The organism is Patiriisocius marinistellae (genome assembly GCF_009014635.1).
Lineage (GTDB): Bacteria > Bacteroidota > Bacteroidia > Flavobacteriales > Flavobacteriaceae > Patiriisocius > Patiriisocius marinistellae.
In genome coordinates, this window is record NZ_BKCF01000001.1 from 444,415 (window position 1) to 467,969 (window position 23,555).

The 23,555-nt window shown below is 32.9% G+C and carries 23 protein-coding genes and 1 tRNA gene; 10 read left to right on the top strand and 14 right to left on the bottom strand.

Going from position 1 to position 23,555, the window contains the following annotated elements:
- Nucleotides 1-86: 86 nt before the first annotated feature.
- Nucleotides 87-440 (top strand): dihydroneopterin aldolase, encoded by a 354-nt coding sequence (gene folB / locus GB234_RS01920; protein WP_151892817.1) that lies wholly within the window; start codon nt 87-89, stop codon nt 438-440.
- 100 nt (nt 441-540) lie between these two features.
- Nucleotides 541-614, top strand: a tRNA-Cys gene (locus GB234_RS01925).
- A gap of 78 nt (nt 615-692) precedes the next feature.
- Here the strand turns inward: GB234_RS01925 and GB234_RS01930 are convergent.
- Genes GB234_RS01930 through rnr form a run of 3 tightly spaced genes read right to left on the bottom strand, consistent with a single transcriptional unit; the run spans nt 693 to nt 4,399 of the window.
- Nucleotides 693-1,397, bottom strand: a complete 705-nt coding sequence (locus tag GB234_RS01930) for a LysE family translocator (RefSeq protein ID WP_151892818.1) — start codon at nt 1,395-1,397, stop codon at nt 693-695.
- 57 nt (nt 1,398-1,454) lie between these two features.
- Nucleotides 1,455-2,129 (bottom strand): head GIN domain-containing protein, encoded by a 675-nt coding sequence (locus tag GB234_RS01935; RefSeq protein ID WP_151892819.1) that lies wholly within the window; start codon nt 2,127-2,129, stop codon nt 1,455-1,457.
- A gap of 53 nt (nt 2,130-2,182) precedes the next feature.
- Complete coding sequence (gene rnr / locus GB234_RS01940) at nt 2,183-4,399, bottom strand: ribonuclease R (protein WP_151892820.1); 2,217 nt, start codon at nt 4,397-4,399, stop codon at nt 2,183-2,185.
- Between the two features lie 215 nt (nt 4,400-4,614).
- Here rnr and GB234_RS01945 point away from each other — a divergent pair, with 215 nt between their 5' ends.
- From GB234_RS01945 to GB234_RS01965, 5 genes are all read left to right on the top strand, one after another.
- Nucleotides 4,615-4,854: a DUF2007 domain-containing protein gene (locus tag GB234_RS01945; RefSeq protein WP_151892821.1), complete on the top strand. Its 240-nt coding sequence runs from the start codon at nt 4,615-4,617 to the stop codon at nt 4,852-4,854.
- A 677-nt stretch (nt 4,855-5,531) separates the two neighbouring features.
- Nucleotides 5,532-5,963 carry a ribose 5-phosphate isomerase B gene (rpiB, locus tag GB234_RS01950; RefSeq protein ID WP_151892822.1) on the top strand — a complete coding sequence of 144 codons (432 nt, stop codon included), beginning with the start codon at nt 5,532-5,534 and terminating at the stop codon, nt 5,961-5,963.
- Between the two features lie 11 nt (nt 5,964-5,974).
- A complete protein-coding gene (locus tag GB234_RS01955) occupies nt 5,975-6,397 on the top strand; it encodes a PH domain-containing protein (RefSeq protein ID WP_151892823.1) in 423 nt (140 codons plus the stop codon).
- A 3-nt stretch (nt 6,398-6,400) separates the two neighbouring features.
- Nucleotides 6,401-7,312, top strand: coding sequence for a cation diffusion facilitator family transporter (locus GB234_RS01960; RefSeq protein WP_151892824.1), 912 nt, complete (start codon nt 6,401-6,403; stop codon nt 7,310-7,312).
- A 14-nt stretch (nt 7,313-7,326) separates the two neighbouring features.
- Entirely contained in the window at nt 7,327-7,767 is a 441-nt protein-coding gene (locus tag GB234_RS01965) for a GNAT family N-acetyltransferase (protein ID WP_151892825.1), read from the top strand.
- Here the strand turns inward: GB234_RS01965 and GB234_RS01970 are convergent.
- The 10 genes from GB234_RS01970 to GB234_RS02015 form a co-directional block, all read right to left on the bottom strand.
- The gene (locus GB234_RS01970) at nt 7,757-8,128 is read right to left on the bottom strand and encodes a hypothetical protein (RefSeq protein ID WP_151892826.1); all 372 of its coding nucleotides are present in this window, start codon (nt 8,126-8,128) and stop codon (nt 7,757-7,759) included. The two genes, GB234_RS01965 and GB234_RS01970, sit on opposite strands and share 11 nt — an antisense overlap.
- 59 nt (nt 8,129-8,187) lie before the next feature.
- Nucleotides 8,188-9,009 (bottom strand): sterol desaturase family protein, encoded by an 822-nt coding sequence (locus tag GB234_RS01975; protein WP_151892827.1) that lies wholly within the window; start codon nt 9,007-9,009, stop codon nt 8,188-8,190.
- A 3-nt stretch (nt 9,010-9,012) separates the two neighbouring features.
- Nucleotides 9,013-9,561, bottom strand: a complete 549-nt coding sequence (locus GB234_RS01980; RefSeq protein WP_151892828.1) for an NUMOD4 domain-containing protein — start codon at nt 9,559-9,561, stop codon at nt 9,013-9,015.
- 10 nt (nt 9,562-9,571) lie between these two features.
- Nucleotides 9,572-11,206, bottom strand: coding sequence for a S41 family peptidase (locus GB234_RS01985; RefSeq protein WP_151892829.1), 1,635 nt, complete (start codon nt 11,204-11,206; stop codon nt 9,572-9,574).
- A gap of 251 nt (nt 11,207-11,457) precedes the next feature.
- On the bottom strand, nt 11,458-11,823 hold the full coding sequence (gene rnpA / locus GB234_RS01990) for a ribonuclease P protein component (protein WP_151892830.1): 366 nt from the start codon (nt 11,821-11,823) through the stop codon (nt 11,458-11,460).
- 170 nt (nt 11,824-11,993) lie between these two features.
- Complete coding sequence (locus tag GB234_RS01995) at nt 11,994-13,817, bottom strand: M1 family metallopeptidase (protein WP_151892831.1); 1,824 nt, start codon at nt 13,815-13,817, stop codon at nt 11,994-11,996.
- Between the two features lie 80 nt (nt 13,818-13,897).
- The gene (locus GB234_RS02000) at nt 13,898-15,562 is read right to left on the bottom strand and encodes a S8 family peptidase (protein ID WP_151892832.1); all 1,665 of its coding nucleotides are present in this window, start codon (nt 15,560-15,562) and stop codon (nt 13,898-13,900) included.
- Between the two features lie 8 nt (nt 15,563-15,570).
- Nucleotides 15,571-16,458: an MBL fold metallo-hydrolase gene (locus GB234_RS02005; RefSeq protein ID WP_151892833.1), complete on the bottom strand. Its 888-nt coding sequence runs from the start codon at nt 16,456-16,458 to the stop codon at nt 15,571-15,573.
- Nucleotides 16,459-16,533: 75 nt separating this feature from the next.
- Complete coding sequence (locus GB234_RS02010; RefSeq protein WP_151892834.1) at nt 16,534-17,103, bottom strand: uracil-DNA glycosylase family protein; 570 nt, start codon at nt 17,101-17,103, stop codon at nt 16,534-16,536.
- 124 nt (nt 17,104-17,227) lie between these two features.
- On the bottom strand, nt 17,228-19,009 hold the full coding sequence (locus GB234_RS02015) for a LamG domain-containing protein (RefSeq protein WP_151892835.1): 1,782 nt from the start codon (nt 19,007-19,009) through the stop codon (nt 17,228-17,230).
- A 117-nt stretch (nt 19,010-19,126) separates the two neighbouring features.
- On the opposite strand from GB234_RS02015, the gene GB234_RS02020 reads away from it, so the two are divergent.
- The 3 genes from GB234_RS02020 to GB234_RS02030 are packed head-to-tail and all read left to right on the top strand — an operon-like array spanning nt 19,127 to nt 22,871.
- Nucleotides 19,127-19,642 carry an RNA polymerase sigma factor gene (locus GB234_RS02020; RefSeq protein WP_151892836.1) on the top strand — a complete coding sequence of 172 codons (516 nt, stop codon included), beginning with the start codon at nt 19,127-19,129 and terminating at the stop codon, nt 19,640-19,642.
- Nucleotides 19,643-19,693: 51 nt separating this feature from the next.
- Nucleotides 19,694-20,590: a FecR family protein gene (locus GB234_RS02025; protein WP_151892837.1), complete on the top strand. Its 897-nt coding sequence runs from the start codon at nt 19,694-19,696 to the stop codon at nt 20,588-20,590.
- A 37-nt stretch (nt 20,591-20,627) separates the two neighbouring features.
- The gene (locus GB234_RS02030) at nt 20,628-22,871 is read left to right on the top strand and encodes a TonB-dependent receptor plug domain-containing protein (protein ID WP_151892838.1); all 2,244 of its coding nucleotides are present in this window, start codon (nt 20,628-20,630) and stop codon (nt 22,869-22,871) included.
- Here the strand turns inward: GB234_RS02030 and rsmI are convergent, their stop codons facing one another.
- Complete coding sequence (gene rsmI, locus GB234_RS02035) at nt 22,872-23,543, bottom strand: 16S rRNA (cytidine(1402)-2'-O)-methyltransferase (RefSeq protein ID WP_151892839.1); 672 nt, start codon at nt 23,541-23,543, stop codon at nt 22,872-22,874.
- Nucleotides 23,544-23,555 lie beyond the last annotated feature (12 nt).

The window sequence follows — 23,555 nt, forward strand, 5'->3', positions numbered from 1 at the left end:
GAAATGTAACTGGCATTAAAATTTCCGAAGAGATAAAGATTCAAAAGATGCATTCTTGAACACATAAAAAAATAAACAAAAACATTATGAGTACAATTGAATTAAAAAATATACGTGTATTTGCAAATCACGGCTGCCTTACTGAAGAAGAAAAAATAGGGAGTGATTATCTAGTAAATGTGCGCGTTGAAGCAGATTTAATGCACGCTGCACAAACTGATGAACTTGATGATACTATAGATTATGTTGCATTAAACAACATTGTAAAGGAAGAAATGGCAATTAGAGCAAAACTTTTAGAAAACGTAGGCTTTAGAATCATAGAACGTATTTTAAGTGATTTTTCTGAAGTTACTTTTACGACGGTAACAGTTTCAAAAGTTAATCCTCCTATAGGTGGTGATGTTGAAGCTGTTAGTGTAACAATGACTTCAGCATAATTAAAAGATGATTATTGTTTGCAAACTTAGGCGGTAATCTTTTATATTTGCGTCCTGTAATTTTAGCCAGTGAAGAGATTCCTGCCTTTACATAAAAAACGGCATCTTGGCCGAGTGGCTAGGCAGAGGTCTGCAAAACCTTCTACAGCGGTTCGAATCCGCTAGATGCCTCCAAAAAAACCAGTCTCAAAAAGACTGGTTTTTTTATGTTTTACAGGAAAATGATTAGTCACATTTCCGAAGACAAGAAAATTACTCAACTACTGGTGGAATAGGCTTTTCTAATGGGTCAAGTGGAGTTGGTAAATTATCAATACCCTTTTGAACCTGTGCAGGAAAAATACCTTCTAATAACATAAATACACCAAAACCAACAATTAAGAGACTTACCCATTTTTTTGTCTTAACTGTAAATCTAGGTGTCATTTTACTTTTTAATTTTTTTGCAAGTGCTATTTTTAAAATATCAATAGTTATAAAAACAACAAGCACCGTAGTTATAAAAAGAATTACACCCCGTTCACTCTTTGCATTTGCGTTTGCAAGAATAATCATACCCACCCATCCAGCAAGTACTCCAAAATTTACAAAATTTAAGAAAAACCCTTTAATAAAGAGACTTCCAAGATTTTTCTTTACTTCTAGTGCATGATGTTCTCTAACTATTTTGTATAAAGATTTTGTCGTACGTATGTAAGAAATAATACCATAAGCTATTAAAATTCCTCCACCAAAAATGAGTAATGCAGGGTCATTTTTTACACGTTCTAGAAGTTTAGTTGTACTAAAATAGGCAATACAAATAAAAATAATATCTGCAAAAATTGCACCTCCATCAAAGGCTAAACCAGCTCTAAAACCTTTAGTTATACTAGTTTCGATAAGTGTAAAAAAGACAGGACCTACGGCAAATGCCATAATAAAACCGTAGAAAGCTGCGAATAGAAGTCCGTCCATAATAGTTTCGTAAAAATACAAAACCTTTTATGCTTTCTATATATGGAAGCTATTTAGTTACTCTTTGATGATTATTTTACCTCCTAAGCGTTTCTTTTTATTGATTTTTTTAGGATTTCCATAGACAGTTATAGTTCCACCAGCAGTGACTTTTGCATCTACTTTTTCACTAGCATAAACATCTGCAGCTCCCCCAGCGGTGACTTTTACTTCAGTATTTTGAGATTTTAAATCTTCTCCTCTAAATCCACCACCAGAATTAACTGTTATTTCTTGAGAAACAATCATCCCAGAAGCTTGTATTGAACCTCCTGAAACAGATTTAAACTCACCGTTATTAACATCTAATGTTATACGAACTTCACCACCTTCTTGAGTTCTAATAATAATATTTTCTTGTTTAAAAGTTTGAGCACTTGTAATCTCGCCACCCTCATTTGCATCAAGAATAGTAACACCTGTATGATATACTTTTACTTGCGTGTCATTACCATTAAAGCGAGTATCAAGTTTCATTCTAATTTTTAAAATATCCTTGTCATCCACTTCAACTTTTACATCATCTACATTAGTTCCAGTGATTACAATTTTGTTTTCATCTGCAGTAATGAGCTCAACTTCAATAAGGTCAAATACTTTAATTTCATTGAATTGTGGTACTGTTTCTTCTCTGTTTTGGGCAATAGTAAATGTTGTTAATAAAACTAATGCTAACGTAAATAGGTTTTTCATGATTTTTTTTGTTTTCTATAATGTGTTTTACAATAGTTATTCCAAAAATGAAATTATACAAATACAAAATCTAAATGTTTTCTTACTAAATCGGCATTTTTAACCTTTACTTGTACTTCATCACCTAAGACATACTTTTTATGTTTACGTTGTCCAACAACAGCATATTCCTCTTTGATAAACTCATAATGGTCATCTTGCATATCTTGAATCCTTATCATTCCCTCACACTTATTTTCAATAATTTCTACGTAAATTCCCCATTCTGTTACACCACTAATAACGCCTTTAAATTCTTGATCTTTATGGTCTTGCATATATTTAACCTGCATATATTTAATGCTATCACGCTCAGCTCTTGCTGCAAGTCCTTCCATCTCACTTGAATGTGCACAACGATCTTCGTATTTTTCATTTTTAGCACTTTCTTTACCATCTAAATATCGTTGTAATAAACGATGTACCATTACATCTGGGTAACGACGAATAGGCGAAGTAAAATGTGTATAATAATCAAAGGCAAGTCCATAGTGACCTATATTTTGTGTTGTATACACTGCCTTGCTCATTGTACGGATAGCAAGTGTGTCAATCATGTTTTGCTCTTTACGACCATTGACATCTTTTAATAATTTATTTAAAGATTGCGCTGTAGAATTTCTGTCTTTGGTGTTTAATTTATAACCAAATTGCTTAATAATATTCTCTAACGCTGCAATCCTTTCATCATCTGGCTCATCGTGTACACGATATACAAACGTTTTTGATTCTCCTTGTTTATTTTTCTTTTTGCCTATAAATTCAGCAACACTTCTATTTGCTAGAAGCATAAACTCTTCAATCAATTTGTTAGCATCTCTACTTTCTTTAAAATAAACACCAGTAGGCGTTGCTTCTTCATCAAGTATAAATTTAACCTCTACTTTATCAAAGGATATAGCTCCAGCATTCATCCTTGCTTTTCTTAAAATCTTAGCAAGTCTATCCATTTCAATAATTGCAGATGCTATAGGAGCATCCACTTTGTAAGCTTTATCTGTTATTGATATGTCTGCCGAAATGTTAAGATCCAGATTATTATCACTGCTGTTTTTACCTACATTATTATCAATAATCTGTTGCGCTTCCTCATACGCAAAACGAGCGTCTGAGTATGTAACTGTCCTACCAAACCATCTATTAACAATTTCGGCTTTAGTGTTCATTTCAAATACTGCAGAAAATGTATATTTTTCTTCATGAGGTCTTAAGGAACAAGCACCGTTTGATAAAATTTCTGGTAACATAGGTACTACTCTATCAACTAAATAAACAGAGGTTGCTCTTTCGTAAGCTTCATCATCAAGCACAGATCCTGGTTGTAAATAGTGAGATACATCTGCAATATGAATTCCTATTTCGTAGTTTCCGTTTTCTAAAGTTGTAAATGAAAGAGCATCATCAAAATCCTTTGCGTCTTTAGGATCAATAGTGAAAGTTAAATCCTTGCGCATATCTCGCCGTTTAGCAATTTCCGAAGCATGAATTTTAGTATCTAATGTATTTGCATATTCCTCCACCTCTGGGGGAAAATCATATGGCAATCCATACTGAGCTAAAATTGAATGGATCTCTGTATTATGCTCACCAGGCATTCCTAAACTTTTTATAACTGTACCGTAAGGAGAATCTGCTTTTTCTGGCCAATCATCCATACGTACAAGTACTTTTTCACCTTGTTTTGCATCGCCTATATTTGCTTTGGGAACAAAAATATCAGTGTACATTTTATGGTCACTGGTATCAACAAATGCAAAGTTTTCTTTGATGTCTATTGTTCCTACAAATTCGGTTTTATGGCGTTCTATGATTCTTGTTACTTCGCCCTCAGTTTTTCCGCCTCTTCGACGTTTAAAAACATAGACTTCTACAATATCATTTTGTAATGCTTTATTAAGATTTTTATTCTTTACCAGAATATCATCTTCTAAGTCTTCCACTATGATGTAGCCTTGGCCACGTCCAGCGATATCTACTTTTCCTGTGTAATAATTTTGGTTTGGTGTAATAATATATTTGCCACGTTCAATTTCTTGAATGGTCTTTTTTACTTGTAATTCTTTTAATTTTTTTATAATTTGGTTGCGGCTATTTGCGTCATCAACGCCCATTTTTGCAGCAATTTGTTTATGATTTTTAGGGTTTGAATGGTCTTTTCGTAGGACTTCTAATATTTTTTGTTCAAGACCATCTGTATTTTTTTTTCTTTTTTGTTTTGTTCTTTTCGACATATTCATGATCCGCAAAAGCGGGTATTTTTTGTTCTCAAAAATGTGAGAATCTTATTATTATTTAATGTAAAAGTAGGTTTAATAAAATCAAACCGTCTCTTATTTGTAAAGTTTTAGCATTGTGGGTGTTACTTTTAAAGGTATCGTAACATTAAAATAACTTTATATAATTATAAATAAAAATATATGTAATTTTAAAATGCTTATCTAAGGCTATGGAAGACTATAAAACAATTGCCATTTTTACATTCCCCAGTGAATATGCTGTGCTTCAACATTTGTTTGAGCAGGCTGAATTGCATTATTTTTTTCAAAACGAAACAATGATTAGCGTGCTTCCTTTTCATAGCAACGCTTTTGGAGGCATTCGTTTAAAAGTGCACCCTAGTGATATTGATAAAGCAAGACTTATTATTAACTCGCTAGAAGATGATAGTCATTTATCTGTGGTTTAAAATATTTCTTCTAAATTAAAAATACTACTCTTAAAATCTTGTCACTTTTCCGAAGTAAAAATTCCATTTTCAAAGTTATCCCTGTTATCAACAATTATATATATAATACTTTTTTCTTTTTAAAAATTTAAAATAAAAATGATGTATATAATGGTATGTTAATATGTAGCATAACTTTATTGAAGAACCGTTGTTTTAAACTTTATAGTTTGTTCTTGATAGGTTATTAACAAGATATGAATATTATTTTCTTCTGAAATTTAATACATTACACACCTTAGTTAACAATTGTTGATAACGCTAATCCACAACTCATTTTTGATAAATAATTTTAATTTCAATGTTTGGAACTACAATTATTTGTCTGAAAACTTACCTATAAATTGGATAGTTATATTTAGGAATTCTCAGATAAAAATGGATATGAATTTTTTGAAACAATTGTGCAAATTTTTCTTTCGATTTCTTCCATGTAGATATTAACATTGTTGTTAGTTAAATGTTAATAGCTACAATTATTCTTTATCCACTATCATGCCATTACTTTTTATTGAAATGTAAACCATTCACCCAATAACTATTTTTATCTTTACCAAGATAGAAGTATTAATTAAAACATTACACGTCTTTAGCCTGTCTTTAAAAAGCGACAAACGAGTAATAGAAATATAATAAAGATGAAAATAGCCATAGGAAATGACCATGCAGGACCAGATTATAAATTTGCAATTGTTGCTTATTTAAAGGAACAAGGACATGAAGTTATTAATCACGGTACAGATACTTTAGACAGTGTTGATTATCCAGATTTTGCAAATCCTGTAGCAAAAGCGGTAAATGAAGGTGATGTTCCTTTTGGTGTTCTTATTTGTGGAAGTGCAAACGGTGTTGCAATGACAGCTAATAAATATCCTAATGTAAGAGCTGGTATTTGTTGGACAAACGAAATTACTGAGTTAACGAGATTACATAATGATGCTAATATAATTTGTATTCCAGCACGTTTCACTTCAATACCTCAAGCAGTAAAAATGGTAAAAACTTTTTTAAATACAGCTTTTGAAGGTGGTCGTCATCAAAATAGAGTTGATAAAATATCCTGTTCTTAACAATTATTGTTATGAAAGTGTTTAGGTCTAAAGTTAATTTTATATTTCTAGGATTATTCTTAGTACTATTTGTAATATTCATTTTAAAGATAGTTTTTGACCAAACAATTGATACTTTAGGAGGGTGGTTTTTAAAATTATTTATTGGATTATTACTAGCTTTTTGTATTGATCTTTTTTTGAGAACGCGTTATATAATTAAAGAAACTACTTTATATATTAAATCTGGATTACTTAATTATCCAGCTATACCTATAAAAAGTATTAAGAGTATTGAAAAAACTAATTCAATAATTGCTGCGCCAGCTGCTTCAATGGATAGGATTGAAATAAAATTTAATACATATGATAGTGTTATAATTTCTCCAATAAATAAAAAAGCTTTTATTACTGCATTACAAACTGTAAATCCATCAATTAAATCGACAATTTAAATCATGAGTCATTCACATTCTCATGGACATTCTCACAACGACTTGAAAGGTCGTAATCTTCTTATATCAATTTTTCTTAATATTACTATTACAGTAGCACAAGTAATAGGTGGACTAATTTCAGGAAGTCTTTCGTTATTGAGTGATGCACTACATAATTTTAGTGATGTTATTTCTTTAGTAGTTAGTTATATAGCAGATTTATATTCCAAGAAAGAAGCGTCACTTACTAAAACCTTTGGTTATAAACGTGCTGAAATCATCGCAGCTTTTGTCAATGCACTTTCTTTAATTCTAGTAGCAATTTATTTAATCTATGAAGCTGTAGAACGTTTTCTTGATCCACAAACAATTGAGAGTACAATAGTTATTTGGTTGGCTTTACTAGGTATTGTAGCTAATGGGTTTAGTGTTTTATTACTTAAAAAAGATAGTAAAGAGAACATGAATATGCGATCTGCTTATTTGCATTTATTGACAGATATGTCTGCATCTGTAGCTGTGTTGATTGGTGGGTTGTTAATGAAATACTATGGATGGTTTTGGGTAGATAGTGTTTTAACAGTTTTAATAGCTATTTATTTAATTGTAATGGGTTGGGACTTATTTAAGCAAAGTTTTAAAGTGCTAATGCTTTATACTCCAGATCATTTAAATATCGAAGAGATAAGTGCTAAAATTTGTAACATTTCAGAAATAAAAAATGTGCATCATGTACATGTTTGGCAATTAAATGAAAAAGAAATTCACCTTGAAGCACATATTGTAATAGAACAAGATGTTACAATCTCTCAATTTGATGATATTAGTGAAACTGTAGAAGCTTTATTGTTTCATGACTACAAAATTAATCATGTTACTTTACAACCAGAATGGAATAAAGATGATGTAAAAGATATTATTGTACAAGATTAAATTAATAACCTATTATGAATATCATTATAAAAACCTTTGACAAATTAACTATTTATGAGCTACATGATATTTTGCAATTACGTAGTGAAGTTTTTGTAGTGGAGCAAGATTGTGTGTATCAAGATATTGATGGAAAAGATGCAAAGGCGTTACATATAATTGGAATGAAAAAAAATAAGGTAGTGGCATATACTCGCTGTTTTCCTCCAGGGTATTATTTTGACCAAGCAGCAATAGGAAGAGTTGTAGTGGACTCAAACGAGCGAAAATACGGATACGGTCACGATATTATGAAAGCATCAAAAGAGGCTATAAAAAATAGGTTTGATACTGAAAGTATTAAACTTTCAGCACAAACCTATTTGATAAAATTTTATGAGTCACATGGTTTCCATCAAATAGGCGAGGGCTATCTTGAAGATGGTATTCCTCATGTTGCTATGATTACAATTTAATCATGTTTTTCTCCATATTTAAATCATCTAGCATTGTATTTGTAAAACTGTAATGTCCTTTTCTTGTAAAAATCTTGAATTTAGACTTTTTCATTCTACTTAGTACTTCTAGAAAACGCCATTTTGATTTTAATAAATTTGGTTTTTCCGACTTTAAGCTTATTTCAAAATAGTGCTTAATTCCAGCACGTTCAGCAACAATATCTGGCGTTACTTTAACGTCACCATCCTTTTTATGATACGACTTAGGAGTTTCATATCCTTCAATATCTGCTTTGATATTTTCGTAATCTCTGTTCTCTAAATATTCAACAGCTTCTTTAATTGTCTCTGTGCTTTCGCGTTTATCTATTTGTATCATAACCCTAAGTATAAGGTTATTAAATGGGAATGTGCGTTAAAGGGCTGTTAATTGATTATTTAAAGTGTTTTACTTTTCACATTTTTATTAAATGGAATTCCTAACTGAACTAGAATATTTTCATCATCTGTATGATCTGCAATGTCAACTCCATAGGTTATGTTATTAATATTTCCGTAGACAAAAGTTCCGAAGAGTCTATCCCATATTGAAAACATATTTCCATAATTACTATCTGTCCATGGTAGTTGATTATGGTGATGAAATTTATGCATGTTAGGAGTTACAATAACGTAGCTCAAGGCTTTATCTAGTTTGAGTGGAAGTTTGATATTTGCATGAGTAAAATATGTAAATGCAACGCTTAAAATGCGGTAGAACAAATAGAATGAAATAGGCATTCCCATAATAATAACCGCTACAAGTGCAAAAGTTTCACGAATAATAAAATCGAACGGATGATGTCTGGTTCCTGTTGTTGCATCCACATGTTTATCGCTGTGGTGTACAATATGAAGTCGCCACATAGCAGGTACTTTATGCAATAAATAGTGAACGCCGTACTGCGCAATTATATCTAAAACTAGAATAGATAATAATAACTCAACCCAAATAGGAGCCTTAATTAAATAGAGTAATCCAAAGCGCTCAGCACCCAACCAAGTGAAAACTCCTAAGGTTACAATACCAAAAACAGCATTAATTATCATTACAAAAAAGAGGAGGATAAAATTAGCTTTACCATGACGCCATTTTTTATAGGGTTTTGTTGAAAGAGAATAATATCCTTCTAAAATCCAAAAAACAGCTAATACAAAAAACACCCATCCAGCTTTTAACCAAATAGGCATTGTTTCAAAAAAGTTTAGAAAAGTTTCCATTAATTAATATTCTGTTACACTACTCCAATTTTCACCTGTTTTAATTCTATACAGTTGCATTGTTGATATTCCAAACTGTTTCGCAATCATTTTTAAACGTGTTTTGCGATTAGGATCGTTCAGTTTTCTTTTAATCAATTTAACCCTTGTTTCTGTAAGTTTTGAATATGTAATTTTTTTTGGTCTGTTAATATATTCAGGATTACTAAACTGGTGGATTTCTTTTTCTCTTTTAGTAGCCCATTTTAAATTATCTATATGATTTTCTTTTTTTTCGTAGTTTAAATGAATCACATAAATACCAACATTTTTCTTGAGGAAATGTTCAGCTACTAGTTTATGTACATACCTACTAGTAGACTTTCCGTTCTTTTTTTGTTTGAGAGATATTGTTTGGTAGCCATTTATAAATGATTTTTTCATCAAAAATTCATCTTCGTTCTTACAGTTTATAATTCTTCCATAATTAGATATTTTAAACCTTTCTTTATCATCAATTTTCTCATCAAAATCAATGACTTTCCATTCTTCATTCCACAAATTTCTTATCATCTCAAAAAACTTACTTTAATATTCTTTTGTATTTTTTTTCATCATTCAATACATCAATAGCTGCAAGAATTTCAGGGTTATTTACAATTTGATAATCGTATAAACCTTCTTTATAGAAATAACGCTTTAAAATTTCGTCACTTAATAAAGATTTGATTTCAACTTTTTTCTTAATAAGCTTTTGCTCTTTTGCAGCTGCAATTTGAGTCATTAAAGCATTGTAAGCATTACTTATCTCATTTTTGATATCATCGTCCTCAGCGTTTCTTAAAGCTTCCTCAAACTTCTTTTCAGTATCGGTTTCATATTTAAAATTTTTCTGCTTTAAGAAAGCTAAAAATTTATTGAATTCGGCATCTGTAAATTCAAATGTAGCAGGATCAATACTATTGTTCTTGTAATAAAATTCGGTAGCATAATCAAAGATGGCATTATCTTTTAATAGCGCCGTTGTTATTGGACTAAATACCGCTGTTTCAAGCTCAATGTCTGGCAAAACTCCACCACCATCATAAACTGTTCTTCCTCCCTTAGTTTTGAATGCATTGTATTCTTTACTATCTACACGTACGGGGTCACCATTTTCATCTCTATTCCAGTAATCAAGTGCTTGAATACAACGACCACTTGGTGTATAATACCTAGATATTGTAACCTTTAACTGAGTACCATACGTCAATTTTTTAGGACGCTGTACAAGACCTTTCCCAAAACTACGCGCTCCTACAATTACCGCTCTGTCTAGATCTTGTAACCCACCACTTACAATCTCACTAGCCGAGGCACTGCGCCCGTTTACTAATACAACTAAAGGAATTTCAGTATCAACCGGCTCTTTAGTTGTTTTATATACTTTATTATATTTTTCAATAACGCTTTGTGTTGTAGTAACCACTTCGCCCTTAGGAACAAATAGATTAACAATATTAATTGCTTCATTCAAAAGCCCACCAGGATTTCCTCGTAAGTCTAAAACAATTTTTTTAGCTCCTTGTAGTTTTAAATTTTCAAGTGCGCTTTGTGTTTCTTTTGTTGTTTTTTTATTGAATTTACTTAAAACAATATACCCTATATCCTCATTAATCAATTTGTAATACGGTACAGCATTTACCTCAACTGCATCCCTTTCAATTGATACTTTTTGAGTTTTTCCTTGACGGTTGAAAGTAACTTCAACCTTTGATCCTTGATTACCTTTTAGTAAATCTAAAGGCTCATCTTCATAACCATCAATGGCTGTATTTCCTACTTTAATAATTTCGTCACCAGCTTTTAATCCAGCCTTATCAGCAGGATATCCTTTAAAAGGCTCTACGATAATTAATTTGTCTTTTGCATTTCTAACAGTGGCACCAATACCCGTATAAACACCACTATTTTTAATACGTGCATCCTCAACAGCTTGTTCATTCCAGTACACAGTGTAAGGATCTAAATCTGCTAGAACGCCCTTAATTGCATTATCCATTAATGTGGCTGGTGTTACTTCGTCCACATAATTCATATTCAGCTCCTTGTAAAGTGTTGTAAAAATTTCAAGTTGTTTAGCGATTTCAAAAAAGTCGCTTTTTACTGTTGTAGTAAACCCTACAGTAGTCAAAAGCACTACACCTGCGAGGAATGGAATTATAATTTTCTTTTTCATATTATATGCCCGAGAAGTCGGGAAACTATTATTTACTCACGTAAGCGAGTCTTTTATTTCTGGTTCTCAAAAAAAGGATGATTTAAATTTCTTCGGAAACGTAACCAGAATTATAAATTTTTCTTCAGAAGTATAACGCAAATTATCATTTTATCTTATTTACGTAATTAAAGTCTCGATTTTTAGAATGACGAATTATAAATATAATGATTACAACAATACTAAAAGACTAAAGTGTTTATCAAAACAGGTTAAGTACTGCTAAGGTTTAGCTTTTTTAATACAAAAACCATAGCTTTTTGTACTTTTTTAAACTCAAATTCATCCTTACCTAGATAGATAAATAAAAGAACAAACTTCTTGCCGTTAATTTCAAGGTATTCAGTTTTATTCAAACGATAGGCTTCTCGTAATAGGCGTTTTATACGATTTCTAGAAACGGCTTTTTTAAAATTCTTTTTTGGCACTGCGAAAGTTACTTTTGTAACATCAGCTTCATCAGCAGGCAAATAGAGCACCTTTATTGGAAATTTTGAGTACGATTTTCCTTCAGCAAACAATTGCGAAATTACCTTGCGGGATTTTAATTTTTCTTGCTTCGGAAATTTAAAACTCATGATGTAAAGATACTTAGTTTGAACTGACAAATAAATAGTAATCTATTTCATAACCGTGATTTAAAAACAGACAATGCTCTCATATTTTTTTAAAAACATAAAAACCTCTTAAATCTACAAAAGAGACTCAAGAGGCTTTAATTACTTAAAATTTTAGCGTAAGCTAAAAACTATTCCTCACCCCAACTATTGTTTTCTGCGTTGATGTCTGCCATTGTTTTTGAAGCATCAATCATCATTGATTTTACCTTTTTAGTACTTGGTATATTCAACTCATACGTTGGATAAGCCCACGCCCAGTCTTTTGCCACAGTGCGTTTTTGTCCATTATAAGGATTAGCTTTTTCACCACGCATCATTTGCAATGGGATGTAAAATTGTTCTTGTGTACCATCTGTATACGTTACATCAAGGTCAATAGGCATCCCCATTAATCCAATGCGCTCTAGTGTTACAACTGTAGCATCTTTTCTAGTTTCTACACTTTTAATACCGTAATCAATAGTGTTTGTCGTTTGCATAAAATCCATCAAGTACCAGTCTAATTCTAGACCGCTTACTTTTTCTGCAACACGAATAAAATCGTTTGGAGTTGGGTGTTTAAAAGCCCAGTCTTCAAAGTATTTTTTTAATGTTTTGTCTAGATTTTCTTTTCCAATCACATAACCTAATTGAGAAAGAAAAACAGCACCTTTTGCATAAGCTATAATACTATACGTTCGGTTTGCTGCATATCTATCCGCATGTGTAGTTGCAGGCTGCTCTTTACCACTTGTTGCTAAAAACTGATACCCGCGGTAAGAACCAGCGTGTACATTAGGGTTGTTTTCATTATTAATATAATTCATAGCTTCTGAACTTATATACGAAGTAAATCCTTCATCCATCCACTCATGCTTTCCTTCGTTTGTTGCTAATAAAAACTGAAACCATGTGTGTGCAAGCTCGTGTGCTGTAACACCCATAAGACTACCAAATTTTCTATTACCAGTAATTAATGTAGCCATCGCATATTCCATACCGCCATCTCCACCTTGAATAACAGAATATTGTTTGTAAGGATATTGACCTACGTGCTCATTAAAATAGGCAAGCATCTCAGCGGTTTTAGGCTGAAGGTTTTTCCAATTTTCTTTTATTTCATCATTATCTTTATAATAAAAATTTAATGTCACTCCATTATCAGCCATATACTGGTCGTGGATATAATCTTTATCTGCAGCCCAAGTAAAATCATGTACATTAGGTGCTACAAAATTCCAAGAGCGTTTTCCTTTTTTAGCTTTTTTAACCTCTTTGTATTCTTTTGAGTCTTTTACATTTTCTGCACTATAACCAGTTGCAGCTACTGTATAATCTTTGTCAATAGTAATTGTTACATCAAAATCTCCCCATGGACTGTGAAATTCACGTCCTATGTATGGGTCTGCGTGCCATCCTTGAAAATCATATTCTGCTAATTTAGGATACCATTGCGACATTGAAAATTTAACCCCTTCTGCATTGTCCCTACCACTACGACGCACTTGTAAAGGTACTTGTGCATCCCATTCCATTTTAAAAGTAGTTTTTGCACCTGGTTGTATAGGTGTGTTGAGTTTTACTTCAAGTACAGTACCTGCAAGTTCATATTGCAAAGGCTTCCCGTCTTGTGTAAGCATCGTAGGCTTTATGTAGCCTATTTCGTCTGGATTTAACTTAGAAATACGATCTCCCACTCTCCCATCTGGATCTTCAATTGATAAAGAACGTGCGTCCATTTCACTTTCTGGTTGAAAGGCGTTAAAATAAAGGTGGTAAAATACGCGATCAAGAACATCAGGTGAATTATTGGTGTACACTAATGTTTGCTCACCTTTGTATTGATTGGCGTCTGCATTCACATCAATATTCATGGTGTAATCTACATGTTGTTGCCAATAATTAGTATTGTTTTGAGCCATCACATTTCCGAAGAAAAGAAGGGCTACGGAAATTTTAAAAATTGATTTCATAGTCGTTTGATTATACATTAAAAAAAGCTGCTTACTTCCGAAGAAAAAAGCAGCCTAAATATACTTAATTACTTTGTTTATTACATTTTTGATGCCATAATGAAGGCATTGTACATATTTACCATTTTTCCAGATGTAGAAATCTCACCAAAACTTCCTACGTTTGATGGATCTCCACCAAGAACTACTGGAGTCTTTGTTGAAAGACCACTATCCATTAAAAGTTGCTTTACTTGTTGAGCACTCAATTTAGGAAAGTAAGAACGAATCATCGCCGCAACACCCGCAACATTAGGTGCCGCCATAGATGTTCCTTGTAAATATTCGTACGTATTTAAAGGTGTTGTTGCCCAGATTTTAACTCCAGGTCCAAAAACGTCAACGTTTGTTTTACCATAGTTAGAAAAGTTTGCAACTAGATCTCCACCATACTTATAGTTTAATGCTCCCACAGTTAAAAACGTATCACTAATCTCTGCATCTGCACCTACTTGGTCATTAGGGTACACACGAGTTGCATCTAAATCTAAACCTTCATTACCAGCTGCATTTACGATTAATACATCTTTCTTAGCAGCATATTTAATCGCATCATTCACCCATTCTGGATGCGTTGAGTAATATTTACCAAAACTAGTATTTAATACTTTTGCTCCGTTATCGACTGCATAACGAATAGCGTTTGCAATATCTTTATCATACTCATCTCCATCAGGTACAGCACGTACAACCATAATTTCTACATTACTAGCCACACCATTCATTCCTATACCATTGTTGCGTTGTGCAGCAATAATTCCTGAAACATGAGTTCCATGCTTTGCGTCTGCTTTCTTAGGATCTGGACCGTCAACATCATTATTACCGTAGTAAGGGTTGCTATTATCGTCTGGATTATCTCCTATGGCAGCTCTAAAGTCTTCAGTCATACTAAAGTGAGAATTTAGTCTCCCTTCAAAATATTCAACACCACTATTAAGTTGCTTGATAAATGCAGGAATGTTATCATCGTAGTTTAGCATTTGAGTAAGTAACGCAATTTGTTGTTGCTCAGCTTCGGTTGGGCTTTCAATAGCAGCAAGGTCTGCTTTAGAGTAATCCTCTGTCCCTAGTTTTGTACTTATGGCAGCATGTGCAGGCTTTAATTGTGCTAAAATACCACTGTATTGTTGTACGTTAGCATTTGTTTGCTGAATTTCTTTCTCAGCTTCAGCTTGTGCTTTTTGATACAATGCAAATTCTTCACGGTCTGCAGCGCTGATTGCACTTTCGGTTTTGCCTTCATATTTAGGCTTTAGCTTTCTTACAATTCTCACATACTCCATGTTTTCGGCTACTATATCTCCTAGGAAGTTCCAACCGTGGATATCATCTATATACCCATTTTTATCGTCATCAATATTGTTGCCAGGAATCTCTCCTTTGTTTGTCCAAAGTACATTTTTTAAATCTTCATGCTCAATATCAACACCACTGTCAATAACACCTACGATTACTTTTTGACCAGTGCGTCCAGTCAATAGCTCTGCATATGTTCTATCTACAGCCATTCCAGGAATGGTGTCTGTAGCCAAATCTGCAGCACTCCACATTTTCAACTGTGTTTCAGTAAGTGGTGTTATTTTTAAAGGAAGTGTATCAATATTAGCTACTGGAGTAGCAATTATAGGAGCAGATGTTGATCCACAACCTGATAGGACTAATGCAGCACTAGCCGCAACCAAAGAGGATTTTAATATATTCATAGTTATTATTAATTAAATAAATCGTTGCACGTTAAGACTTCATTTAATCTTACGCCTTTTTCTGTATGTTTAACTGTAATTATTTGATTGTGAGCATCGTGCTCTAAAAACAAATAATAATTGTTGTCTGCTGCTTTGTTTAAAAATTTTTCTTTTTCGGGCATTGTTAGTAATGGCCTAGTGTCATACCCCATTACAAATGGTAATGGTAAATGTCCAGCTGTGGGTAACAAATCTGCCATAAAAACGATAGTTTTATTATCGTATTCTAGCATAGGAAGCATTTGTTTTTCTGTGTGGCCATCAGCAAAAAATAGTCCAAAATCAAGTGGGGTATTTTTTGAAAAATCTTTTTTTATATTTTCTTCGGAAATAGAACTTGAAGGACCATCCACAAATTTTAATTGACCACTTTCCTGCATAGGTAATATATTCTCTGAAAGGAAAGAGGCTTTTTCTCTGCGATTAGGTTTTGTAGCCCAATCCCAATGATTTTGATTACTCCAGTAAGTCGCATTTTTAAAAGCGGGTCTATATGCTGTTCTATTTTTATTCCATTCCACACTGCCACCACAATGGTCAAAGTGTAGGTGAGTCATAAAAACATCTGTAATATCATCACGGTGAAAACCGTATTTTTTTAATGACTTGTCAAGAGTATCATCTCCCCATTGATAGTAATACCCAAAGAATTTTTCACTTTGTTTATCGCCCATTCCTGTATCAATTAATGTAAGTCTGTCGCCATTTTCAATTAACAAACAACGCGCTGCGATGTCAATCATATTATTAGCGTCTGCAGGATTGGTTCGAGTCCAAAGTGATTTAGGAACAACGCCAAACATAGCGCCGCCATCCAACTTAAAATTTCCTGCCTCGATGGGGTATAATTTCATAGAATGTGCAATTTACAAAAAGGGCAGCGATTGTTGAAATACGTTAAGATTTTATTAAGAAATGATAGATTAAAACTATTTAAGAATTTTAGTAATCTTAGTTTGCAATTCACTAACTAAGTGTTCTTCAAACCAAGGGTTTTTTGCTCTCCAAAATCTATTTACTGGTGAAGGATGGGGGAGTGGCCAATATTGAGGAAGATACTCGTTATAATTTTCTACACGCTGAGTAAGGTTTCTACCATCTTTTGGTAAATAAAAATTTGTAGCATAACTACCTATTAAGAGAATAAGTTGCACTTTATTAAGTTTATTTAAAACTGGCTCATGCCATAGAGGTGCACATTCTTTTCTAGGAGGTAAATCTCCTGTTTTTGCTTTTCCAGGATAACAAAACCCCATGGGTAGAATAGCAAAGTTATTTGTATTGTAAAAAGTATTTTCATCTACACCAAGCCATTGACGTAGTTTTTTACCGCTTTGATCTGCCCATGCTTTTCCCTTTTCGTGAACAACACGTCCAGGTGCTTGGCTTATTAAAATTATTTTTGAATTTGGAACCGCTTCAATAATAGGTCTTGGACCCAATGGTAAATGTGCAGTACAGACTTTACAATTTCGTATTTCTTTAAGTAGGTTTTTCAAAATAATTATTCTAGTTACAAGGTACAGTTTCTATTGTTTAATATTTCGGCGTATGCCAAAAAAGAGAGCTGCTCAACAAAGAACAACCCTCTCTTTCATAAAACGTAAACAAACTTAAAAACACTTAATCTAGACAGTCGTAGCAGTCTACTTCAAGATTAAATAATGTATTTATCTCAGTTTCATTGAGTGCTCTTTTATAAACTCGAAGGTCATCAAGAAGGCCTCTATAATTTTGGCTATTTAAAATATAACCAGTATCAATAGCACCTCCAATGTTGATATCTATGTCACTTTCATCACGTAAAATACCATCTCTATACATTTTTGATGTAGTACCCTCATGTGTTATTACTAAATGGTGCCAGTCTGTATTATCCCACATTACATCAACCTCTTGATTCCAGTCACTATCGAATAAACTAAAAACATTACTGGAAAGAGCATTAAAAACAGGAGTATTAAAATCTGTAATCCCAAGTACAAAACCATCAGATTGATATTGTCCTGTACTAAACATTACTTCGTAGTCGCCTAAAACATCATTTTGCATTTTAAACCAAATACTAATTGAAAAATCTCCATTACCATCAATCCAATTTTCAGGTGCAGTATCAAAAGAAATAAAATCACTAGTCTCAGTAAACTCAATAGCACATAAACCGTTATCTCTATCAAGACCTAAAAACGAACCATCAATATCTAATGGTTGGTCACTAATTAGTTCTTTAAATTGACCAGAAAAAGGGATATAAACAATCAAATCTTCTGTCAAAATACCAGGATTGTTACAACCACCACAACTATTACTTTCAAAAATGAAAAGGTCTATATATAATATTTCATTTGTTGTGCTATCATTGATTGAATAGTAAAACTTTGTGTCAATTCCAAAATCAGGTTCTGGAAAAGTAAATTCGCAAGGCAATTGATTTATTTGCGCATAAACATCTTCAATTGTTTGAAACCAGTTTACGGTATATGCACTTGTATTAGTGCAGGAGTTATCAGTAACAATATCACAAAAATTTGTTGTCACTAATCCATCTCCATCATCATCACAAATACCTAATCCCCCATATAAACAGCCGTTAAGATTTTCTCCACAATCTTGCGCGATAATCATCTCAATTTCATTTTCGGTATGTAATAACGCTAATTCATTTTCTTCACATTCTTGTACTTGCCAAGTTCCACTTACAAAATCAAACATAAGCACTGGATTTTCTCTAAATTGAATAAACGTGTTTCCTTCTTGTTCAAATACATCATATCTTGCAGCTCCACTATATCCAAAGCCAGTCATATTATAAATACTATCATTAATAAATGTAATATGATTGTATTTAAAGTCATTTAAACCATCATATAATTTAGGATACCAAAAACATTCCTGCAGATTTGCACTTACAAGCAAAGGAGGGCAATCATTCATTGGGTCTACCATTGCATCGCATTCAACAAGAGCAGTAATTATGATATTTAAAAGCTCAGCATTGTTGTTTGCCTCGATAATAGTTCCGTCAGCTTTTTCTAAAAAAACAGGATAATTTAAACTTACAATTTGGTTAGGATTCAAAATTAGAGACGCCAAGAATACTAAAAGTTCCTGCGCATTATTAATTACTACAGTATCAATTATAACAAACTCTGTATTATAAACTGAAAACGAAATAGGATAGACAAAATCTATACAATCAATGGCCTCAGTCGTTACTTCTACTTCATTAGTAGCCATCATTTGCATAGCATTTGATAACGTAGAATTTGCTACAATACTTTCTTCCGGAGGCGGGTTTTCCACAATCATTTCTTCATCTTGGCACGAAGTGGTCAGCGCTAGTAATGCAATAAAAAGCACAAAATATGTTGTTGCTTTCTTATAGTGTTGTAAAATATTTTTCATAGTCTTTGGTTTTAAAATTCAGATTTTGAGCGCTCTGTATATAGAACAAGACACTTTAAAAAACTCCTACCTTGACAATGTAAAACTTTTATAGCTTCTTTGTAGTAAGATTAAAACATGTCAAAACGACTCCATAATAATGTATGTGAAGAACACAGATTCAATGCGCTGTTTAAAAAACATGCAAAGGATTTGCACAACTTTATATTTTATAAGTACGGCGCACAATATAATCCCAAAGATAAAGTGCAAGATGCATTTTTAAAACTATGGAATAACTGCTCAAATGTACCACCCCAAAAAGCAAAGAGTTTTCTTTTTACAGTAGCAAATAATTTTACCCTCAACGAAATTGCCCATAAAAAAGTAGTTTTAAAATTTAATAAGGCAAAGCCGAAAAGTGACACCCATGAAACTCCTGAGTTTTTGATGGAAGAGCGAGAATATCTTGAAAAAGTTGAAAAAGCCATTGCTAGTTTAACCGAAGCAGAACGAGTCGCATTTCTCCTTAACCGAACCGAAGGAAAAAAACATAGAGAAATTGCCGAAATTCTAGACATTAGCCAGAAAGCAGTAGAAAAAAGAATTTATAGCGCACTAAAAAAAATGAAAGCCCAAATCAAAGAGCTATAATTAAATCAAATTTAGGGTAGGAGTTTTTTTAACCAGCCTGTTATATATATAATGACACGAGAACAACTCATACAAAAATGGCTAGACCACGACCTCACCAAAAGTGAAGAGCAAGCCTTTATACAATTAGAAGATTATGCCGAGTTGACAAAACTCTCACGAGCAATGAAGCATATTTCATTACCTGATTTTGAAACAGAACTAGAGCTTAAAAAACTTCAAAAAAATATAAAACCAAAAACTAAACTAACGGCCCATTGGAAAAAAATACTATTACCAATTGCTGCGGTATTGATCATTTGTTTCGGGATATTTAAGTTCTCAAACAACCAAATCAAAACCGTAAAAACTATTGCAGCCCAAATAGAAAAAGTAACATTGCCAGATACCTCCATAGTACAATTAAATGCAAACTCATCCATTTCTTATTCTAAAAAAAATTGGAACAACAATCGAAATATTTCTTTAAACGGAGAGGCACACTTTAAAGTAGCTAAAGGAAAAAAATTTGTTGTACAAACCACTCAAGGAAAAGTAACCGTACTTGGAACACAATTTAACATCAACGATCGCAATTCATTTTTTGAAGTTGTTTGTTTTGAAGGTTCAGTACAGGTAAACTTTAAAAATACAATCCATGTTTTAAAGCCTGGCGAAATTTTTTCTTCGGAAAATGGACTTTCATTTGACAGCTCGGTGATTGATAAAATCCCCACATGGATTAACGGAAAAAGCACCTTTAAAAGCAAACAATACAAATATGTACTTACCGAATTTGAAAGACAATATAATCTAAAATTTAAGGTAAGAAATATTGACACCAATCAAATATTTACAGGAAGCTTTCCACACAACAATCTAGAAAAAGCATTACAAGCAATTACTTTACCATTGCATATTAATGCCACAATTATTGATACAAAAAACATCCAACTATCGAGTGAATAAATACGCGGCGGTTTTACTTTTATTTCTATTCGGTTTGATGCAGCCATTAAAGGCACAAATTCAAACCGAATTAGTACCGCTTATTTCTATAATCGAACAACTAGAAACTCGCTATAATGTATCTTTTTCTTTTTTAAACACCACATTGTTAAATATTGAATCAAGCGTTCCTCCCGAAAATGTAACACTTAAAGAAGCCTTAACTATTCTTAAAGAACAAACAGGGTTAATTTTTAAAGTGATAGATAGAAAATCTATCGTCATTCAAAAACCTGTAACTGTATTAATGCCGCAAATAGAACAACTGCATACTGTTATTATTCAACACTACCTAACAAAAGGAATAAACTTAAATGCAGACGGAACGATTAAAATTACACCAAAAGATTTTGATATTCTTCCAGGCCTTATTGAGCCAGATGTGATGCAAACTATAAAAGCACTCCCAGGAATTACGAGCACAGATGAGACCATTGCAAATCTAAATATAAGAGGTGGGACAAATGACCAAAATCTCATACTATGGGATGGAATAAAAATGTACCAATCAGGTCATTTTTTTGGGATGATTTCAGCATTTGATCCTTATGCGATTGCTTCAGTTTCTGTTACTAAAAATGGTACTTCGGCACGTTTTGGGGATGGTGTTTCTGGCACGGTGCAAATGGAACTTTCGGATGCAGTAAATAATAAAAATACGGGCGGCGCAGGGTTTAATTTATTGCACGGTAATGGATACTTAAAATTTCCGCTTAGCGAAAAAATGGGACTACAAATTTCGGCAAGAAGGTCTATAACAGATGTTTTTAATACGGTTACTTATAATCAATATTTTGACCGTGTTTTTCAAGATACAGATGTAACAAACAACAGCGCTAACTACAACAGGACTATAACTAAAAATGAGGAATTCTACTTTTATGATGTTAGCACAAAATTAATTTATGATGTAACTAAAAAAGATAAAATTCAAGGGTCTTTTTTGACTATTGACAATAGATTAAATTATCTAGAAGAAGCTACAATCTCAGACTTCCCCGAAGCATTAGAAAGCGGACTTTCCCAAAAAAATGTTTCGGGAAAATTAAAATATAATCGTGTATGGAATTCCATATTTACAACATCAATTTCAGGATATGTTTCTAGTTATATGCTGCGTGCTAAAAATTTTGATGTTATAAATAACCAGCAAATTCTACAAGAAAATGAAGTCTTAGATACTGGAATTAAAATTGAGATTAATAATATAATATCACCAACAATACAATGGATAAATGGGTATCAATTTGCTGAGGTGGGAATGTCAAATTTAGAAGATGTAAACAGGCCGGATTTTAAACGTTATATAAAAGAAGTTATTCGCTCTCATGCAGGTTTTAGCGAATTTGAATATGCGAAGAGGAACACAAATATAAGAGGTGGTTTACGTGTAACTCACTACAGAAAATTTGAAGAGGCATTTATTGAGCCAAGAATTTCTGCGAGTCAAAAATTTGCAAAGAACTTTAGAATAGAACTTTTAGGAGAATTAAAACATCAAGCGAGCACACAAATAATTGACCGTCAAAACGATTTTTTAGGCATCGAAAAACGAAGATGGGTGTTAGCAAATGATAGCACAGTTCCCATTGTTTATAGTAGGCAAGTATCGTTGGGTTTACATTATAAAAAAAACACGTGGCTTTTGAGTGCAGAGGGATATGTTAAAGATGTTGAAGGAATTTCATCCAGAAGCCAAGGGTTTCAAAACCAATTTCAATTTACAAATACAACGGGCGGTTACACTATAAATGGTCTTGACTTTTTAGCGCATAAAAAATGGGGTAATTTTAAGAGTTGGATGAGCTATTCTGTAAATAGAAATGAATATAGATTTGAATCTCTGAATAATGGATTTAAATTTCCAAATAATGTAGCGATACAGCATGCGGTCAATTTTACTACAAATTACACGTACAATAAATTAGCACTTGCTATAGGGTTTAATTGGCATTCTGGTTTACCAACAACTGCTATTGCAAATGAAGAAAATGGAACTATAAATTACACAACACCCAATGGTGATTTGCTCGATAATTACTTTAGAGCAGATATTTCGGCAACTTACAAGCTTACGATTAGTCCAAAATTAAATAGTATCATAGGGCTCTCTTTATGGAATGTATTAAACCACAATAATATACTTAATAGATATTACACAAATGATAATGATAAAATTCAAGTTTTTGAAGAATCGTCTTTAGGATTCACGCCTAATTTGAGTGTAAGGGTTTCTTTTTAATTATTTACCTGCAACAATCAACACGATTTCTCCTTTAGGTGCTTTGTTTTCAAAATGAGTTAAAACTTCGGCAGCGGTTCCACGAACGGTCTCTTCATGTAGTTTTGTAATTTCTCTAGAGACAGAAACTTGACGCTCTGGGCCAAAATATTCTACAAAGTGTCCTAATGTTTTTACTAGTTTATGCGGAGACTCATAAAAAATCATGGTTCGGGTTTCTTCGGCCAGTATTTTTAATCTTGTTTGGCGTCCCTTCTTTACGGGTAAAAACCCTTCAAAAATAAACCTATCATTGGGCAGTCCACTATTTACAAGCGCAGGTACAAAAGCGGTGGCGCCGGGCAAGCAATCGACTTCAATCCCAGCGGCAACACATGCGCGGGTTAGTAAAAAACCAGGGTCGCTAATGGCTGGTGTTCCAGCATCGCTTATCAATGCAATAGTTTCTCCACCCTGAATACGAGCAACAATATTCTCAGTTGTTTTATGCTCGTTGTGCATGTGGTGAGAATGCATGTGTGTGTTTATCTCAAAGTGCTTTAATAGCTTTCCGCTAGTGCGGGTGTCTTCGGCAAGGATGAGGTCTGCTTCTTTTAAAACTTCAATTGCTCTAAAGGTCATGTCTTTTAGATTGCCTATTGGTGTTGGTACTAAGTATAGTTTTCCTGTCATGAATCTATGTTA

Bases quoted from the DNA above. Each gene is read 5' to 3' on its own strand.
- GB234_RS02030 (WP_151892838.1), top strand. From the start codon at position 20,628: ATGCAGCCATTAAAGGCACAAATTCAAACCGAATTAGTACCGCTTATT.
- GB234_RS01960 (WP_151892824.1), top strand. From the start codon at position 6,401: ATGAGTCATTCACATTCTCATGGACATTCTCACAACGACTTGAAAGGT.
- rsmI (WP_151892839.1), bottom strand. From the start codon at position 23,543: ATGACAGGAAAACTATACTTAGTACCAACACCAATAGGCAATCTAAAA.
- GB234_RS01945 (WP_151892821.1), top strand. From the start codon at position 4,615: ATGGAAGACTATAAAACAATTGCCATTTTTACATTCCCCAGTGAATAT.
- GB234_RS01955 (WP_151892823.1), top strand. From the start codon at position 5,975: ATGAAAGTGTTTAGGTCTAAAGTTAATTTTATATTTCTAGGATTATTC.
- rpiB (WP_151892822.1), top strand. From the start codon at position 5,532: ATGAAAATAGCCATAGGAAATGACCATGCAGGACCAGATTATAAATTT.
- GB234_RS01980 (WP_151892828.1), bottom strand. From the start codon at position 9,561: ATGATAAGAAATTTGTGGAATGAAGAATGGAAAGTCATTGATTTTGAT.
- GB234_RS01985 (WP_151892829.1), bottom strand. From the start codon at position 11,206: ATGAAAAAGAAAATTATAATTCCATTCCTCGCAGGTGTAGTGCTTTTG.
- GB234_RS02000 (WP_151892832.1), bottom strand. From the start codon at position 15,562: ATGAATATATTAAAATCCTCTTTGGTTGCGGCTAGTGCTGCATTAGTC.
- GB234_RS01935 (WP_151892819.1), bottom strand. From the start codon at position 2,129: ATGAAAAACCTATTTACGTTAGCATTAGTTTTATTAACAACATTTACT.
- GB234_RS01970 (WP_151892826.1), bottom strand. From the start codon at position 8,128: ATGATACAAATAGATAAACGCGAAAGCACAGAGACAATTAAAGAAGCT.
- rnr (WP_151892820.1), bottom strand. From the start codon at position 4,399: ATGTCGAAAAGAACAAAACAAAAAAGAAAAAAAAATACAGATGGTCTT.
- GB234_RS01965 (WP_151892825.1), top strand. From the start codon at position 7,327: ATGAATATCATTATAAAAACCTTTGACAAATTAACTATTTATGAGCTA.
- GB234_RS02015 (WP_151892835.1), bottom strand. From the start codon at position 19,009: ATGAAAAATATTTTACAACACTATAAGAAAGCAACAACATATTTTGTG.
- GB234_RS02020 (WP_151892836.1), top strand. From the start codon at position 19,127: ATGTCAAAACGACTCCATAATAATGTATGTGAAGAACACAGATTCAAT.
- rnpA (WP_151892830.1), bottom strand. From the start codon at position 11,823: ATGAGTTTTAAATTTCCGAAGCAAGAAAAATTAAAATCCCGCAAGGTA.
- GB234_RS01995 (WP_151892831.1), bottom strand. From the start codon at position 13,817: ATGAAATCAATTTTTAAAATTTCCGTAGCCCTTCTTTTCTTCGGAAAT.
- GB234_RS01975 (WP_151892827.1), bottom strand. From the start codon at position 9,009: ATGGAAACTTTTCTAAACTTTTTTGAAACAATGCCTATTTGGTTAAAA.
- GB234_RS02005 (WP_151892833.1), bottom strand. From the start codon at position 16,458: ATGAAATTATACCCCATCGAGGCAGGAAATTTTAAGTTGGATGGCGGC.
- GB234_RS01930 (WP_151892818.1), bottom strand. From the start codon at position 1,397: ATGGACGGACTTCTATTCGCAGCTTTCTACGGTTTTATTATGGCATTT.
- folB (WP_151892817.1), top strand. From the start codon at position 87: ATGAGTACAATTGAATTAAAAAATATACGTGTATTTGCAAATCACGGC.
- GB234_RS02025 (WP_151892837.1), top strand. From the start codon at position 19,694: ATGACACGAGAACAACTCATACAAAAATGGCTAGACCACGACCTCACC.